The organism is Streptomyces finlayi (genome assembly GCF_014216315.1).
Taxonomy (GTDB): Bacteria; Actinomycetota; Actinomycetes; order Streptomycetales; family Streptomycetaceae; genus Streptomyces; species Streptomyces finlayi_A.
Map to the genome: position 1 here is coordinate 3,431,173 of NZ_CP045702.1, position 16,251 is coordinate 3,447,423.

Genomic DNA, 16,251 nt, shown 5'->3' on the forward strand with positions numbered 1-16,251 from the left:
GGTTCCGTTACCTGCGCACACAACTGACCCTCGGGTACCCGGGGAGGTTGCACGGCCGCCTATTACAGTTCGGCATATGTCGAAGAAGCTCGTGATCAAGGTGACGGCCGGGGCCGATTCCCCCGAGCGCTGCTCACAGGCGTTCACCGTGGCGGCCGTCGCCGTCGCCAGTGGCGTGGAGGTCTCGCTCTGGCTGACCGGCGAGTCCGCGTGGTTCGCCCTGCCGGGCCGTGCCGCCGAGTTCGAGCTGCCGCACTCCGCCCCACTGGCCGACCTGGTCGAGGCCGTCCGCGCGGGCGGTCTGATCACCCTGTGCACGCAGTGTGCGGCGCGGCGCGGCATCACCGAGAAGGACGTCCTGGACGGCGTACGGATCGCGGGCGCGCAGGTCTTCGTGCAGGAGATCATGGCGGACGGCGTCCAGGCCCTCGTGTACTGAGGCCCCCACACCCCTACGGGCGGCGCTTCCTGCCGTCCAGCTCGTCCCACCACTCGTCGGACCCGGGGTCACCGGACGGGTCGTCCCACCAGCGGTCCTCCGGACCCCGCCGGTTGGCGATCACCGCCGCGACCGGCGGGATGACCATCGCCACGACGCACATCCCGACGGCCACCGGGACCGACCAGAGGCGTACGACGGCCCAGGCGGAGACGAAGAGGACCAGGCATCCGCCCATCAGCAGGAAATAGGCACGGCGGCGTCGTGCGTACATACCTCCAGCGTAGGACCGGACGGCGCGAAGGGCCGCACCCCTGCTCAGGTGGCGTCCAACCCCCTGGGGTGCGGCCCTCCGGCCGGTCATGCGCTACGGATCACACAGCGATGGCGACCTCGACGAGGCCTCCGGTCTGCGCGACGACCGTGCGGTCCGCGCTGCCGCCCGGCACGAGGGCGCGGAGCGTCCAGGTGCCCTCGGCGGCGTAGAAGCGGAACTGTCCGGTCGCCGAGGTCGGGACCTCGGCGGTGAACTCGCCGGTCGAGTCCAGCAGACGGACGTAGCCGGTGACGGGCTCGCCGTCACGGGTCACGCTGCCCTGGATGGTGGTCTCACCGGGCTTGATCGTCGAGGCGTCGGGGCCGCCGGCCTGTGCTCCACACATGATGTTCTGTCCTTCTGGGTCGGGTGTCGTGCTGGTCGGTGGTCCGCAGACCTACTTGTTGGCGCCGAGCTCGATCGGCACGCCCACGAGGGAGCCGTACTCGGTCCACGAGCCGTCGTAGTTCTTGACGTTCTCCTGGCCGAGGAGCTCGTGCAGCACGAACCAGGTGAGCGCGGAACGCTCACCGATGCGGCAGTAGGCGATGGTGTCCTTCGACAGGTCGACCTGCTCGTCCTCGTAGAGGGCCTTGAGCTGCTCGTCCGACTTGAAGGTGCCGTCGTCGTTGGCGTTCTTCGACCACGGGATGTTGCGGGCGCTCGGCACGTGGCCGGGGCGCTGCGACTGCTCCTGCGGGAGGTGCGCCGGGGCGAGCAGCTTGCCGCTGAACTCGTCGGGCGACCGCACGTCGACCAGGTTCAGGCTGCCGATCGCCTTCACGACGTCGTCGCGGTGGGCGCGGATCGACTCGTCCTGGGGCTGGGCCTTGTACGCGGTGGCCGGGCGGGACGGGATCTGCCCGCCGTCGACGAGGTCGCGGGAGTCGAGCTCCCACTTCTTGCGGCCGCCGTCGAGGAGCTTGACGTCCTGGTGGCCGTAGAGCTTGAAGTACCAGAAGGCGTAGGACGCGAACCAGTTGTTGTTGCCGCCGTAGAGGACGACCGTGGTGTCGTTGCCGATGCCTTTGTCGGACAGGAGCTTCTCGAAGCCGGCCTGGTCGACGAAGTCACGGCGTACCGGGTCCTGGAGGTCCTTGGTCCAGTCGATCCGGATCGCGTTCCTGATGTGGTTCTTCTCGTACGCCGAGGTGTCCTCGTCGACCTCGACGATGGCGACCTTCGGGTCGTCGATGTGGGCCTCGACCCAGTCGGCGTCTACCAGTACGTCAGCGCGGCTCATGTGTTTCTCCTCCGGGGCAGTCTGCGGCGGGGTGGTGCGAAGTGCGGGCTGTACACGTGGATGCACGGCGGTGCGTGTACGAAGGCACGGGGCGGGCCCTGACAAGGTCGAAGGGCCCGGGGGAAACGGGAGGCGATCCCGCTCAGAAGGTGCGACAGAGCATGGCGGCGACGCGGCACAGGTCTACTGCCCGCCGCTTCGTGAGATCCGCCTGTCGCTTCATGTGTCCGATCGTAGGGAGGTACGGGTGGAGATGTCACCGTCGTGTCGGATGATGAGACGCGATCGTCCGCGATGCGAGATGCGAGCCGCAACCCGCCCACCGCGGCGTCGTCACCAGAAGGGCCGCACACCTGAGCGGGCCGAAGGGCGGACAAGCCTGTCTCAATATGCGGACGAGAGGGGTGCGAGAGGTTCTGCGGCGGTATGGGGGCGCGGGCCCGGTCCCTCTGACCCGGGTCACTCCGGGGTCGGCCAGGCCTGCGTCGGGCATCGCCTGGCCCAGATCCGCCGGAAAGGCTGCCGACAGGACAGCAGGGCAGGGCCGCAGGACAGGGCCGCAGGACAGGACCTAACCGGCGAGTGCGACGTCCGCGCCCTTCACCGAGATCTCCAGACCGCCCTCGGTGACCTCGATCCTGTCCAGCTCCATGCCGTCCGGCAGGCCGCCGATCTTGCGCTCGAAGTCCGTCTTCTGCCGGACCAGACCCTCAAGGCCCGGGATGCCCTCGCCCGGGACCTCGTCCGCGTGGACCCGGATGGTGTCGCCGTCGACCAGCGTGACGGTCGAGAGAACGCTGCGCGAAAGGGTTCGGCCGAGGACGCTTGTCGCGCCGGTGACCTTCACCTTGCCGTTGCCGCCGTAGGCCACGGTGACGTCCTTGTCGGCGGCCTCGGTGAGGTCGTCGTACGAGACGACGGCCGTACCCGTGGCACGGGCGGCCGTCGCGCTGGTGTAGCCCTCGCCGAGGGTCACCTGGTGGAGCTGGGCCCTGATCTCACTGATGCGGAGCGTGCGGCCGGCCGCGCTCGCCTGGATGCCGGTCAGCTTGACGTCGACCTGGCCGAGCTCCGATCCGGCCACCTGGGTCAGGAACGGGAAGCCCTTGATCGAGACCTCCGTCGAGCCCGCCTCGGCGCCGCTGAGCCGCACCCGTCCCTCGGCCTCGGACTCGGCGAAATACACCGCGGCGCGGTCGACCGCTACGAAGACGCCGCCCAGAACCACCGCCACGATCAGCAGTATCCGCAGTGCACGCATGCCTGTTCCTCCCCCACGTGAGCGCTCGGACCCCCGGTGCGTGTGAGCCTACTGCGACTGCGCGGCAGGCCCGTGGTGATCGACGAACAGGGCAGCCACCCGGTTCCCCCCGGCCGCGGCGAACGGCCGGAAAGCGACGAAGACACGTCAGGCAGGGGGACTCGGGAGGAGGCGGGACGAACGTCAGGCGAGCGCGCGGCCGATCAGGAAGACGGCGGGGGCCGCGGCCGTCAGCGGCAGCGCCACCCCTGCCGTCATGTGTACGAACCGCGACGGGTAGTCGTAGCTCGCCACCCGCAGCCCGACCAGCGCACAGCCGCCGGCCGCGAGCCCGAGGAACGCCGCCCGGGAGCCGAAGTCCGTGAACCCGCCCATCGCGACACCCGCACCGGCGGACGCGAGCAGCGCCACGACGACCGAGGCGGCACCCGGCAGCGGAAGCGCCCTGGCGAGCACGGCGGTGGCCACGGCGACACCGCCCACGGTCACCGCGTCCGGGACGGACGCCAGATGTCCGGCCGCGAGGACGGCGAGGGCCGCCGACACGACCGTGGCCATCAGCCCGTACATCCGCTCGTCGGCGCCCGCGTGGCTGCGCAACTGGAGGACCAGGGTGAGCAGCACCCAGACACCGAGCGTGCCCAGGAGCGCCGCAGCGGCGTTCTCACGGCCCGCGGCGAGCAGGGCGACATCGGCGGCGACGCCGCCCATGAAGGCGAGCGCGATGCCCTGCCGGGCGGGCCACATGCCGTTGAGCCTGAACCATCCGGCGGCCGTCACCGCCTGGAGCAGGACGAGCGGTACGAGCAGGGCGTACGGCCCGATCGACGCACCCAGCGCGACCAGCAGCCCGAGGGCCGCGGTGAGGCCGGCCGGCTGCATCCCCGGCGCGATGACCGGCGAGCGGCCCTCGGCGCGGGCCCGCTGGGCATCGGTGATCCGGGCGTTGCCCGCGATGGAGGGCGCGCTGTAGGTGGCTGCCTCACGCTCCGGCCCCGGAGCGGCGGGGGCAGCGGGGGCGACGGGCGTCTCGGGAGGCAGCGGATACGAACCCGACGGCGACTGCTGCGGCGGATGCTGCCGCACGGCCGGCTGGTACCGGGTGTCCCAGGTCTGCCCCTGCCACGTCTGCGCCGCCCCCTGGCCGGCGTGGCCGTGGTCCTCCGGCGGCACGGGCAGGGGCTGCTGCGCCTGGTGCGTCGGCCAGGCGGACCGGGGGTCGTACGGAGCGGCGCCGGGGTCACCGTACGGCTGCTCGGGCCCGAACGCGGGGGCCGGGTCGGCGTACTGCCCGGCGTACGGGTCCGCGTGCGGCTGATCCTGGTACGGCTGTCCTTCGTACGGCTGTCCTTCGTACGGCTGACCCGCGTACGGATCGGCCGGTGGCTGCGGCGGGGCGCCGGGGTCTCCGTACGCGTCGTACGGCCGCCCGTACGGATACTGCTGATCGCTGCTGTTCATGGTCTGCGGTTCACCCTCCTGCGAACGGCGGGAGCACCTCGACCGTGCCGCCCTCGGCAAGCCGTACGGTCTCATGGCCACGGGTCCCGACGGGGTCCCCGTCGATGAGGAACGAACACCTTTGCAGTACGCGGGTCAGTTCGCCCGGGTGCCGTTCGCGCACCGCGTCGAGCGCCTCGGCGAGCGTCGTCGCCGCGTACGGTTCCTCCGCGGTCCCCGCGGCGGCCTTGGCCGCGGCCCAGTAGCGGATCGTTCCCGCTGCCATGGCTCCACCTCTCCCTCGTGCGTCGGCTTCCTCGTCCGTCAGCTGTCCATCATCGGTCACCGCGCGGCCGTCCAGGCGGCGATGCGGGTGAGCACGTCGTCGTCGGCCGCGTTCTCCGCATGGCCCATGCCGCGCTCGATCCACAGTTCGGCGCCGCTCCCGGCGGCCTCGGCCAGCATCCGGGGGTGGTCCAGCGGGAAGTAGGCGTCCTGGTCACCATGGACGATCAGCAGCGGGGCCGGTGCGATCAGCGGGACAGCGGCGACCGGCGAGAGCGGCACCGGGTCCCAGTCCCCGCGGTCGATCCGGGTGACGAATCCGTATCGGCCGACGAGCCGGCCCGCCGGGCGGGTGACGACCCAGTGCAGGCGGCGCATCGGAGCCGTACCCCGGTAGTACCACCGCGCGGGGGCGCTCACGGAGACCACCGCGTCCGTGTGCGCCGCAGTTCGCGCCTCCGTGCGCCCCTTGCGCGCTGCAATGCCTCCGAGTGCGGGGTCCGGCCCCACCGGGAGGGGTGCCGTACGCGCGGGCGCCGACTGCGCCGTATACAGCGCGGCATGCCGCAGGACCACGGAACCGCCCATGGAAAACCCGACCGTCACGACCCGCTCATGCCCCAGTGACCGCGCCCAGGCAACCGCGGCGGCCAGGTCCTGGACCTCGCGGTCCCCCACGGTCGACACCCCGCCGGACCTCCCGTGCCCCCGGAAGGAGAACGTGATCACGGCCGCACGCTGCGCGAACACCCGCGCGGCACGGCGTACCGCGGGCCGGTCGGCCGCGCCGGTGAAACCGTGCGCGACGACGATCGCCGTACCGGCGCCCGCCCCGTCGGACAGGGGATAGGCACCCGCCGTACACGGTTCGAACACCGCCTCGATCCGGGTCCCGTCATCCGTGCGCAACGTCGTGCGCAGGGGAGCCCGCGTGATCAAGCGAACAGAAGAACTCGGAATCCGACCCTCGGAGACAGAACACATGTGGGTTATTCTCCTTCGAAGAGGACTCGGGCAATGCAGCCCCCGGGTCCTTTTGTGCTTTTCACGCGTTGTTACGGCGACGTTTCAACAAGCTCAGCGACCTCAGGGCGCGGGGCCGCACCAGTGATTCGTACGAAGCAGTGCCGCACTACTCCCCCGGGTCCGACCCGGGAGTGCCCCTCTCGCAGGGAACGAGGAGGACTGACGTAATGGGCGAGCGAACCGTGCACGATCGACCGACGACCCAGGCAGGTGGGCGGCGATGAGTTCACTGCTGCTTCTGACCAATGCGCTCCAGCCGTCGACGGAGGTGCTTCCCGCCCTCGGCCTACTGCTGCACAGCGTGCGGGTCGCCCCCGCCGAAGGACCCGCTCTCGTCGACACCCCTGGTGCCGACGTCATCCTGATCGACGGCCGCCGCGACCTTCCGCAGGTGCGCTCGCTCTGTCAGCTGCTGCGGTCCACCGGACCCGGCTGTCCGCTGATTCTCGTCGTGACGGAGGGCGGCCTCGCGGCGGTCACCGCGGACTGGGGCATCGACGACGTCCTGCTGGACACCGCGGGCCCTGCCGAGGTCGAGGCCCGGCTGCGGCTGGCGACCGGACGTCAGCAGATCGTCTCCGACGATTCCCCGATGGAGATCCGTAACGGCGATCTTTCGGTGGACGAGGCGACCTACAGCGCGAAACTGAAGGGCCGGGTCCTCGACCTCACCTTCAAGGAATTCGAACTGCTCAAGTACCTGGCCCAGCACCCGGGCCGGGTCTTCACCCGTGCCCAGCTGCTCCAGGAGGTCTGGGGATACGACTACTTCGGCGGTACGCGGACGGTCGACGTCCATGTCCGCCGGCTGCGTGCCAAGCTCGGCCCCGAGCACGAGTCGCTGATCGGCACGGTCCGCAACGTCGGCTACCGCTTCGTCGCACCGGAGAAGGTGGAGCGGGCCGCGGCCGAGGAGCCGAGGGCGCAGACCTCGGTACGGAGCACCCCGGAACCCGTAACCCGTTCGGAGCAGCCGGAGGAGTCCGAGGTCACGGAAGAAGCCCCGGTCCGGCCTGCCGCGAGGTAGGTCCATCCGCGTAGACTGCCGCGTGTGGCCAAGGTGACGCGGGACGATGTGGCGAGACTGGCGGGAACGTCGACCGCGGTCGTCAGTTACGTCATCAACAACGGACCGAGGCCGGTTGCCCCGGCCACGCGCGAGCGGGTACTCGCCGCGATCAAGGAGCTGGGCTACCGGCCCGACCGGGTCGCCCAGGCGATGGCCTCGCGGCGGACCGACCTCATAGGCATGATCGTGCCGGACGCCCGTCAGCCGTTCTTCGCGGAGATGGCGCACGCGGTCGAACAAGCCGCGTCCGAACGAGGGAAGATGGTCCTCGTCGGCAACTCCGACTACCGGGACGAGCGCGAGGTCCACTACCTGCGCGCGTTCCTCGGTATGCGGGTCTCCGGCCTGATCCTCGTCAGCCAGGGCCCCAGCGAGCGGGCCGCGGCCGAGATCGAGGCCTGGGACGCCCGTGTGGTGCTGCTCCACGAGCGGCCCGAGGCGATCGACGACGTCGCGGTCGTCACGGATGACGTCGGCGGCGCCCAGCTCGCCACCCGTCACCTGCTGGAACACGGCAACGCGTACGTGGCGTGCCTCGGCGGCACGGAGCAGACCCCCTCGGTCGGTGACCCGGTGGCCGACCACGTCGAGGGCTGGCGCAGGGCGATGCACGAGTCCGGCCGGTCCACGGAGGGCCGGCTCTTCCAGGCCCCGTACAACCGTTACGACGCCTACCAGGCGGCCCTGCGGCTGCTGGCCGGCCCCGACAGGCCCCCGGCGATCTTCTGCTCCACGGACGACCAGGCCATCGGTGTGCTCCGGGCGGCGCGCGAGCTGCGTATCGACGTGCCGGGTGAACTGGCGGTGGCGGGCTTCGACGACGTGAAGGAGGCGGCGCTCACCGATCCTCCGCTGACGACGGTCTCCTCCGACCGTCCGGCGATGGCGCGGGCGGCCGTGGACCTGGTGCTCGACGACTCGCTGCGGGTGGCCGGCTCGCGCCGGGAGCGGCTGAAGCAGTTCCCCTCGGCGCTGGTGGTCCGGCGCTCGTGCGGGTGCGGGGAGCCGACGGTCAAGGCTCCGTAGGTCTTCGGGCAGCCCGTCGCGCCTGTCCTTACATGGGGCATACAGGGTTCTGCCGGGCTTCTCAGGACACCCTCAGCCTGCTCTCATGTTCGGGCGACAGGCTCGTGTACATGACTGAGAGCCACCGCCCGAGCGGCGAGTACCCGACGTATCCCTCGTACGGCAACGGCGAAGCGGCCTACCCGCCGCCGCCCCCGTACGAGCCCGCGCGGCCGGTCGCCGCGGGCCCGGGCACCACGGTGTGGCCCGGCGGCGGCGATGCCGGTGGCCCCGGTGGCTACCCGCCGCCGCATCCCGCCCCCGAACCGTCGAGGCCCGCACGCCGCGCCAAGCGCCCGGTCGCGCTGCTGGCGGCCGTGGCGATCGCGGCGTCGGTGGTCGGCGGAGGCAGCGCGGCCCTCGTCGGTGAGCTCACGGGCAACGGCACGGACAGTTCCGGCTCCGGTGGCGTCGTGCAGGGCACGACCGTCTCGCAGAGCAGCGCCGGCACGGTCTCCGGTGTCGCGGCGGCCGTGTCGCCCGCGATCGTCGAGATCGGCGCGGCATCGACGTCCGGCGAGTCCACCGGCTCCGGTGTCGTGATCACGTCCGACGGCGAGATCATCACCAACAACCACGTCATCTCCGGCGCCTCGGAGATCGAGGTCACGCTCAGCACCGGCAAGAAGTACACCGCCGATGTCGTCGGCACCGACCCCGACAAGGATCTCGCGCTGATCAAGCTCCAGGGCGCGAGCGGGCTGAAGACGGCCTCGCTCGGCGATTCCTCCGGGGTGAAGGTCGGCGACCAGGTCGTGGCGATCGGCTCCCCCGAGGGCCTGACCGGCACCGTCACCAGCGGCATCGTGTCGGCCCTCGACCGCGACGTCACCGTCGCCAAGTCCACCGAGGACCCGGGCCAGGAGCGGCAGCAGGGCGGCGGGGACTGGCCGTTCGAGTTCGGCGGGCAGCAGTTCAACGGCGACACGGGCACGTCGAAGACCACGTACAAGGCGCTCCAGACCGACGCCTCCCTCAACCCGGGCAACTCCGGCGGTGCGCTGATCAACATGAAGGGCGAGATCATCGGCATCAACTCCGCGATGTACTCACCGAGTTCGGCCGGCTCCTCGGGCAGTTCCGCCGCGGGCAGCGTGGGCCTCGGCTTCGCCATCCCCATCGACACGGTCAAGGCCGACCTCGACACCCTGCGGGCGGGCAACGGCTCCTGACCACGGCACCACACGTCCACAGGCCGAGGAGGCCGACATGTCCGACAGCTCCGACAGCCCCGGCGACTCCGACGACTCCGCCACCGGTCCGGCCGGTCTCGCCCTGCCGCTCGCGCTCGCCACCGCCATGGCCGCTCGTACGGCACCCGCGCGCCGCCCCCACGAGATCAGCGCCACCTCGGACCCCACCGGCCACAAGCGCCGCGCCGCACGCCGCCGCGCCACCGCCGTGCGAGGCTGACAGCACCCCGATGAGACCGGACCGAGAAGAGGACGACCAGCGATGAGCCCCGCCGAAGACGATCCGCAGCGCATCCTGATCGTCGACGACGAGCCCGCCGTGCGCGAGGCCCTGCAACGCAGTCTCGCGTTCGAGGGATACGGCACCGAGGTCGCCGTCGACGGGTACGACGCCCTCGCCAAGGCGGAGGCGTACGCCCCCGACCTGATCGTCCTGGACATCCAGATGCCGCGCATGGACGGCCTCACCGCCGCCCGCCGCATCCGGTCCACCGGCGCCACCACGCCCATCCTGATGCTGACGGCCCGCGACACGGTCGGGGACAGGGTCACCGGCCTCGACGCGGGCGCGGACGACTACCTGGTCAAGCCCTTCGAGCTGGACGAGCTGTTCGCCCGCATCCGCGCCCTGCTGCGCCGCAGTTCGTACGCGGCGGCCGCGGGCGGCGACGTCCCCGAAAACGACGTGCTCTCCTTCGCCGATCTGCGGATGGACCTGACCACCCGCGAGGTCACGCGCGGCACCCGCCGCGTCGAGCTGACCCGCACCGAGTTCACGCTCCTGGAGATGTTCCTGGCCCACCCGCGGCAGGTACTGACCCGCGAGCAGATCCTCAAGGCGGTCTGGGGCTTCGACTTCGAACCGAGCTCCAACTCCCTGGACGTGTACGTGATGTACCTGCGCCGCAAGACGGAAGCGGGCGGCGAACCCCGCCTGGTCCACACGGTCCGGGGCGTGGGGTACGCGCTGCGGTCGGGGGGTGGGGAGGGGTGAGAGGTCCCTTGCGCCGCATCCGTGCGCTGGCGCTGCGCTCACGGCTCGCGCTGCTGGTCGCCACGGCCGTGGCGGTGGCGGTGGCAGCGGTCGCCCTCGCCTGCTGGGTGACCACCCGCGACCGGCTCACCGAACAGCTCGACACGAGCCTGAGCCAGGTGAGGCCCAACGCCGAAACGGTCCGGCTGCTCCAGCTGAACTGCACCAACCGGCTGCCGGACGACTTCCGCCTGCTGACTCCGTACACCATCCAACTGGTGTCCGCGACGGGCACCGACCCCTGCACCCAGCCGGACAAGTCCTTGATTCCCGTCCAGACCGCCGACCGTGCCGTCGCCGCCGGAGTACGCGGTGACGCCGTCCACACCACGGAGGCCGAGGACGGCACGGAGATGCGCGTCTACACCTCGCCTCCCCCGCGAGAGACCCAGCCCGGCCTGGCCGTGTCCGTCGCGATGCCCATGGATCAGGTCACCGACCCCCTCAACGAACTGGCGCTCGTGCTCCTCATCGTCTCCGGCATCGGCGTCCTCGGTGCCGGCGCCGCGGGCCTCTGGATCGCCCGCTCCGGCCTGCGACCCGTCGACGAGCTCACCGAGGCCGTGGAGCACGTCGCCCGCACCGAGGACCTCACCGTCCGCATCCCCGTCGAGGGCGAGGACGAGATCGCGCGCCTGTCCCGGTCCTTCAACTCCATGACCGCCTCGCTGGCCAGCTCCCGCGACCGGCAGTCGCAGCTCATCGCGGACGCCGGCCACGAGCTGCGCACCCCGCTCACCTCGCTCCGTACGAACGTCGAGCTGCTCGCCCGCAGCGACGAGACCGGCCGGGCCATCCCGCCCGACGACCGCAAGGCGCTGATGACCTCGGTCAAGGCGCAGATGACCGAGCTGGCCGCCCTCATCGGCGACCTCCAGGAGCTGGCCCGCCCCGACGCCGCGCAGCCCGGCCCCCTCCAGGTCGTCGCGCTGCACGAGGTCACCCGCACCGCCCTGCGGCGGGCCCGGCTGCGCGGTCCCGAGCTGAGGATCACGGAAGAGCTGGCGCCCTGGTACGTACGGGCGGAACCTGCCGCGCTGGAGCGCGCGGTCGTCAACGTCCTGGACAACGCGGTGAAGTTCAGCCCACCGGGCGGCACCGTCGACGTCACCCTGCACCGGGGCGAACTGACCGTCAGGGACCACGGCCCCGGAATTCCCGCCGAAGAACTCCCGCACGTCTTCGAGCGCTTCTGGCGCTCCCCGTCGGCCCGCCAGCTCCCCGGTTCGGGCCTCGGTCTGTCCATCGTGGCGCGTACGGTCCAGCAGGCGGGCGGCGAGATCTCGCTGCGCCCGGCGCCCGGCGGCGAGGGCACGGAGGCGTCGATCCGGCTCCCGGGCGCCCCGCAGCCGCCGCCCGGGCTCTAGTACTGCAACCGCATCTGCCGTGACTGGTGCTGGATTGGCTCGTTGTTCCGACTGTGCGATGAATCGTTGACGGTTGAGCAGGTCGAGTCGTGGTCCGAGGGGATAGCCGGGTTCCATGCTCGGTTCGCCCACCGTTTTGGCAGGTCGGAGCCCCGCGAGCGGGCGTCGGACTACCTGAACGGGTTGCTCGCGCCGCTTGAGAAGAAGAACGGGTGGACGCTGTCGGAGCAGGTCGGGCAGTTGCGCCCCGACGGCGTCCAGCGCCTGCTCAACCACTCCGACTGGGACGAGAACGCGGTCCGCGACGATGTGCGGGACTTCGTCGTGGAGACCATCGGTGCCAAGGATGCGGTGCTGATCGGCGACGACACCGGCTTCCTGAAGAAGGGCACCAAGTCCGCCGGTGTCCAGCGTCAGTACACCGGCACAGCCGGCCGCACGGAGAACAGCCAGATCGGAACCTTCCTGGCCTACGCCTCCGCCAGGGGGCGGGCGTTGATCGACCGCGAGCTCTACATCCCCGTCTCCTGGACGGATGACCGTGACCGCTGCCGCGCGGCCGGGATCGACGACGAGGTCCCCTTTGCGACCAAGAACGAGCACTTCAAGTGGATGCTGCAACGCGCCATCGACGCGGGTGTCCCATTCGCGTGGGTCACCGCTGACGAGGCATACGGGCAGGTCAAGCACCTGCGAGTGTGGCTGGAGGAACGTCGGGTCGCGCATGTGCTGGCCACGAAGGTCAACGACACCGTGATCACCGCGCAGGGGGCGGACGCGCGGGTGGACCAGCTGGTGGCCGCGCTGCCCCGCCAGCGGTGGAAACGGATCTCCGGCGGGGCCGGCGCGCACGGTGAGCGGATCTACGACTGGGCGCGTGTCGCGATCCGCCCGTCCTGGGAAAACGGCTTCGGGCACTGGGTGCTGGCCCGACGCAGCGTCAGCGACCCGAGCGAGATCGCCTACTACGTCTGTTACGGCCCGGTCGCCTCCCGACTGAAAGACCTGGTCAAAGTGGCTGCCGCGAGGTGGGCGGTGGAGGAGTGCTTCCAGACCGCGAAGGGAGAGTGCGGCCTGGACCACTACCAGGTACGGCTCTACCGGGCCTGGTACCGCCACATCACCCTGGCGATGGCCGCCCTTGCCTACCTGACCGCCATCCGCGCCACAGAAGCCACAAAAGGGGCACTCTCGACGACGAGCAAGACCTCATACCCCTCAGCGTCCCGGAGATCCGCCGACTGATGGGCCACGTCGTCGTCACGCGCCACTGCCACAACAACGAGCACCATCTGCACTGGTCACGCTTCCGACGACGCAGCCAGGCCCGTGCCCGCCGCTCCCACTACAAACGCCGAGGCCACATTCTCCAGATGCGGTTGCAGTACTAGGTCGTGACAGCGGTGTGGGGCGGTGGGCCTCGATCGGCCCACCGCCCCACACGTACGCGTACCGCGGACTACTTGATGACCGTGATCCGGTCCGTGGCCGGCGGGGCCAGCGGCGCGGCGGCCGTGGAGTGCGCCGCCAGGTAGGCGTTGAACAGGTCCAGGTCGGAGGCGCCGACCAGCTTGTCCGTGCCCTGGCCGAGGGCCGCGAAGCCGTCGCCGCCGCCCGCGAGGAACTCGTTCATCGCGACACGATAGGAGGCGGCCGGGTCGATGGCCGCACCGTTCAGCTTCACACTGTCGGCGACCACACGGTCCGCACCGGCCTTGGTCATGTCCAGCGTGTACGTGAGGCCCCTGGAGATCTGAAGGATCTTCGGGGACGCCGCGTTGGAGCCGCTGACCTGCTGCTGAAGCGCGGTGATGAGCTGCGCACCGGTCAGGTCGACGACATTCATCATGTTGGTGAACGGCTGGACGGTGAACGCCTCGCCGTACGTCACCACACCGTCGCCCTCACTGCCGGACGCCGCGTGGACGAGGTCCGAGCGGATACCGCCCGGGTTCATGAAGGCGATCTGCGCCCCGCCCTTGTCCGCCGGGGCCAGGCCCTCCAGCTGCGCGTCGGCGATCAGATTGCCGAGCGGCTTCTCGGGGGCGGTGGAGCCGCGCCCGTTGATGTCGGCGGAGATGAAGCCCTGCGGCCGGTTGGAGATCGGCGCCGCGAGGGTGTTCCAGCGGGCGATCAGGGCCGTCATGTCGGTGGCCTTGGCCTGGTCCCGGTGGACGACGTGATTCGTCGACGTCACCGACTTCACCGACGTACGGACGATGTCCTTGGTACGGCGGTCGTACGTGAGGGTCGTGTCCGTGTAGATCTTGCCGAACGACGAGGCCGAGGTGACCATGCGCGGCTTGCCCGCGGGGTCCGGGACGGTGCAGACGTACGCCTGGTGGGTGTGGCCCGTGACCAGGGCGTCCACCTTCGGCGTGATGCCCTTGGCGATGTCGACGATCGGACCGGAGATGCCGTCACCGGCGCCGGGGCTGTCGCAGTCGTAGTTGTACGCGGTGGAGGCGGGCGCGCCCCCCTCGTGGATCAGCGCGACGATGGACCTGACGCCCTGGCGGTCCAGTTCCTTGGCGTACTTGTTGACCGTCTCTATCTCGTCGTGGAACTTCAGGCCCTTGACGCCGTTGGCCGTGACGATGTTCGGGGTGCCCTCCAGGGTCACTCCGATGAAGCCGATCTTGACGCCGTTCTTCTTCCAGACCGTGTACGGCTTGAGGATCGGCTTGCCGGTCTTCTCGTTCGTCACGTTGGCCGCGAGGTACGGGAAGTCGGCGCCCTCGAAGGTCTTGCCGGGCTCGTAGCAGCCCTCGGCCGGGTGGCAGCCGCCGTTCTGGAGGCGGCCGAGCTCGGTGGCGCCCTCGTCGAACTCGTGGTTGCCGACCGCCGACACATCGAGGTCGAGCCCGTTGAGCGCCTCGATGGTGGGCTCGTCGTGGAAGAGACCGGAGAGCAGCGGGCTCGCGCCGACCATGTCGCCGCCGGCCGCGGTGACGGAGTACGGGTGGCCCTCGCGCGCAGTGCGCAGCGAGGTCGCCAGGTACTCGACGCCACCGGCCGGGACGGCCTTCGTCGTGCCGTCGGCCTGCTTCTCGGTGACCGAGCCGGCCGATCCGGCGGGCGGCTCAAGGTTGCCGTGCAGGTCGTTGAAGGAGAGCAGTTGCACGTCGACGGTGCGCCCGGACGCGTGGCGGTCCGCGCCGCGGTCATCGGCCCCGGCGGGCATCGCGGCGACGAGTGCGCCGACCGTGGCAAGGCCGGCCGCGGCGGCGAGTACCCGCCGGGACGCCCGGTTCTTCTGCGAAGTCGCTGACATCGGTCCCCTTTGAGTTCAGCGGGAGGGTTTGGGAGAGGTGGAACAGGTGAAGACTTTTCGACGCAGCCTAGAGTCAACGCGCGTAGCGCGACAGGGCTTTCGGGTTACGACCGGGTTGCTTCCCGGTCGGTTCACGGACCAACTGCCGCACATCCCCCCTTCGGCGCACAGACCCGGGCAGAAACGTCACAGCGCGCGGAACGGGACACGGACCCATGACCTGCCGGTACACCCCGGGCGGCGCCCGGCTCCACGCCGACCCGCGTCGCACCACCGCCTCCGCCACCCCGCCCGCCGTACGCTCGTAGACATGACGACAGACGTACCCCTCCCCTCCCCCGGACGCGAGATTCAGACCCTCGACGCGCTCACCCCCGACCAGGCCGACGCCGTCCTCGACCTGCTCGCCGAGGCCACCCGGACCGACGGCAGGCAGGCGGTCTCCGAGCAGGGGCGTCTACAGCTCAGGGGCGGGCACCGCGAAGGCGTACGGCACTTCCTGCTCACCACGGACGGCGTCCTCGCCGGGTACGCGCAGCTGGAGGACACCGACCCCGTCGAGGCACCGGCCGCCGAGCTCGTCGTGCACCCCTCCCACCGCGGCCACGGACACGGGCGCGCGCTCGGCGCCGCGCTCCTCGCCTCCACGGGCAAGCGGCTGCGGGTCTGGGCACACGGCGGCACGTCCGCGGCCCGGCATCTGGCCCAGGTACTCGGCCTCTCCCTCTTCCGCGAACTGCGCCAGCTCCGGCGCCCCTTGGCCGGCTCCGTCATCACTGAACCCGTACTCCCGCCGGGCGTCACCATCCGCACGTTCGTCCCCGGCGAGGACGACGCGGCCTGGCTGGACGTCAACCGCGCCGCCTTCGCCCACCACCCCGAGCAGGGTTCCCTGACCCAGCAGGACCTGGACGACCGCGAGGGCCGGCCCTGGTTCGACCCGAAGGGCTTCTTCCTCGCCGAGCGCGACGGCGAACTGATCGGCTTCCACTGGACGAAGGTGCACGCCGAGGAGCAGCTCGGTGAGGTGTACGTGGTCGGCATCCGCCCCGAGGCGCAGGGCGGCGGCCTCGGCAAGGCACTGACCGCGATCGGCCTGCGCCACCTGGCGGCCGAGGCGCTGCCGACCGCGATGCTGTACGTCGACGCGGACAACACGGCGGCGCTGAAGGTGTACGAGCGCATGGGCTTCGTGACCCACGAGGTGGACCTGATGTACCGCACGGAGTCCTGAGCCCGC

General features: G+C 70.8%; 18 protein-coding genes. 9 read left to right on the forward strand and 9 right to left on the reverse strand.

What is annotated here, in order from left to right; translation table 11 throughout:
• Positions 1-76 precede the first annotated feature (76 nt).
• On the forward strand, positions 77-439 hold the full coding sequence (locus F0344_RS15825) for a DsrE family protein (protein WP_185299416.1): 363 nt from the start codon (positions 77-79) through the stop codon (positions 437-439).
• Between the two features lie 13 nt (positions 440-452).
• On the opposite strand, the gene F0344_RS15830 is transcribed toward F0344_RS15825, so the two are convergent.
• The 8 genes from F0344_RS15830 to F0344_RS15860 all read right to left on the reverse strand — a co-directional run bounded on the left by F0344_RS15830 (position 453) and on the right by F0344_RS15860 (position 5,968).
• On the reverse strand, positions 453-713 hold the full coding sequence (locus F0344_RS15830) for a DUF3099 domain-containing protein (RefSeq protein ID WP_185299417.1): 261 nt from the start codon (positions 711-713) through the stop codon (positions 453-455).
• 100 nt (positions 714-813) lie between these two features.
• Entirely contained in the window at positions 814-1,101 is a 288-nt protein-coding gene (locus F0344_RS15835) for a DUF1416 domain-containing protein (protein ID WP_185299418.1), read from the reverse strand.
• Positions 1,102-1,152: 51 nt separating this feature from the next.
• Positions 1,153-1,998 (reverse strand): sulfurtransferase, encoded by an 846-nt coding sequence (locus tag F0344_RS15840; RefSeq protein ID WP_185299419.1) that lies wholly within the window; start codon positions 1,996-1,998, stop codon positions 1,153-1,155.
• 142 nt (positions 1,999-2,140) lie between these two features.
• Positions 2,141-2,221 carry a putative leader peptide gene (locus tag F0344_RS36830; RefSeq protein WP_350310325.1) on the reverse strand — a complete coding sequence of 27 codons (81 nt, stop codon included), beginning with the start codon at positions 2,219-2,221 and terminating at the stop codon, positions 2,141-2,143.
• A 348-nt stretch (positions 2,222-2,569) separates the two neighbouring features.
• On the reverse strand, positions 2,570-3,259 hold the full coding sequence (locus F0344_RS15845) for an LmeA family phospholipid-binding protein (RefSeq protein ID WP_185299420.1): 690 nt from the start codon (positions 3,257-3,259) through the stop codon (positions 2,570-2,572).
• Between the two features lie 183 nt (positions 3,260-3,442).
• A complete protein-coding gene (locus tag F0344_RS15850) occupies positions 3,443-4,720 on the reverse strand; it encodes a hypothetical protein (protein ID WP_185299421.1) in 1,278 nt (425 codons plus the stop codon).
• A gap of 10 nt (positions 4,721-4,730) precedes the next feature.
• Positions 4,731-4,985 carry a MoaD/ThiS family protein gene (locus F0344_RS15855; RefSeq protein ID WP_185299422.1) on the reverse strand — a complete coding sequence of 85 codons (255 nt, stop codon included), beginning with the start codon at positions 4,983-4,985 and terminating at the stop codon, positions 4,731-4,733.
• Positions 4,986-5,041: 56 nt separating this feature from the next.
• Positions 5,042-5,968 carry an alpha/beta hydrolase gene (locus F0344_RS15860; protein WP_185299423.1) on the reverse strand — a complete coding sequence of 309 codons (927 nt, stop codon included), beginning with the start codon at positions 5,966-5,968 and terminating at the stop codon, positions 5,042-5,044.
• A 262-nt stretch (positions 5,969-6,230) separates the two neighbouring features.
• On the opposite strand from F0344_RS15860, the gene F0344_RS15865 reads away from it, so the two are divergent.
• From F0344_RS15865 to F0344_RS15895, 7 genes are all read left to right on the forward strand, one after another.
• Complete coding sequence (locus F0344_RS15865) at positions 6,231-7,037, forward strand: response regulator transcription factor (RefSeq protein ID WP_185299424.1); 807 nt, start codon at positions 6,231-6,233, stop codon at positions 7,035-7,037.
• A gap of 24 nt (positions 7,038-7,061) precedes the next feature.
• On the forward strand, positions 7,062-8,105 hold the full coding sequence (locus tag F0344_RS15870) for a LacI family DNA-binding transcriptional regulator (RefSeq protein WP_185299425.1): 1,044 nt from the start codon (positions 7,062-7,064) through the stop codon (positions 8,103-8,105).
• A 110-nt stretch (positions 8,106-8,215) separates the two neighbouring features.
• Positions 8,216-9,316 carry a S1C family serine protease gene (locus F0344_RS15875; RefSeq protein ID WP_185299426.1) on the forward strand — a complete coding sequence of 367 codons (1,101 nt, stop codon included), beginning with the start codon at positions 8,216-8,218 and terminating at the stop codon, positions 9,314-9,316.
• A gap of 37 nt (positions 9,317-9,353) precedes the next feature.
• Positions 9,354-9,557, forward strand: a complete 204-nt coding sequence (locus F0344_RS15880) for a hypothetical protein (RefSeq protein ID WP_185299427.1) — start codon at positions 9,354-9,356, stop codon at positions 9,555-9,557.
• Between the two features lie 42 nt (positions 9,558-9,599).
• Positions 9,600-10,331, forward strand: a complete 732-nt coding sequence (locus F0344_RS15885; RefSeq protein WP_185299428.1) for a response regulator transcription factor — start codon at positions 9,600-9,602, stop codon at positions 10,329-10,331.
• On the forward strand, positions 10,328-11,737 hold the full coding sequence (locus tag F0344_RS15890) for a sensor histidine kinase (protein ID WP_185299429.1): 1,410 nt from the start codon (positions 10,328-10,330) through the stop codon (positions 11,735-11,737). Before F0344_RS15885 ends, F0344_RS15890 begins: the two co-directional genes overlap by 4 nt.
• Positions 11,738-11,803: 66 nt before the next feature.
• On the forward strand, positions 11,804-12,982 hold the full coding sequence (locus F0344_RS15895; RefSeq protein WP_374940082.1) for an IS701 family transposase: 1,179 nt from the start codon (positions 11,804-11,806) through the stop codon (positions 12,980-12,982).
• 214 nt (positions 12,983-13,196) lie between these two features.
• Here the strand turns inward: F0344_RS15895 and F0344_RS15900 are convergent, their stop codons facing one another.
• Entirely contained in the window at positions 13,197-15,011 is a 1,815-nt protein-coding gene (locus F0344_RS15900) for a bifunctional metallophosphatase/5'-nucleotidase (RefSeq protein ID WP_185299430.1), read from the reverse strand.
• A gap of 310 nt (positions 15,012-15,321) precedes the next feature.
• Between F0344_RS15900 and mshD the strand changes: the two genes are divergently transcribed.
• Positions 15,322-16,245 (forward strand): mycothiol synthase, encoded by a 924-nt coding sequence (mshD, locus tag F0344_RS15905; RefSeq protein WP_185299431.1) that lies wholly within the window; start codon positions 15,322-15,324, stop codon positions 16,243-16,245.
• Positions 16,246-16,251: the final 6 nt, after the last annotated feature.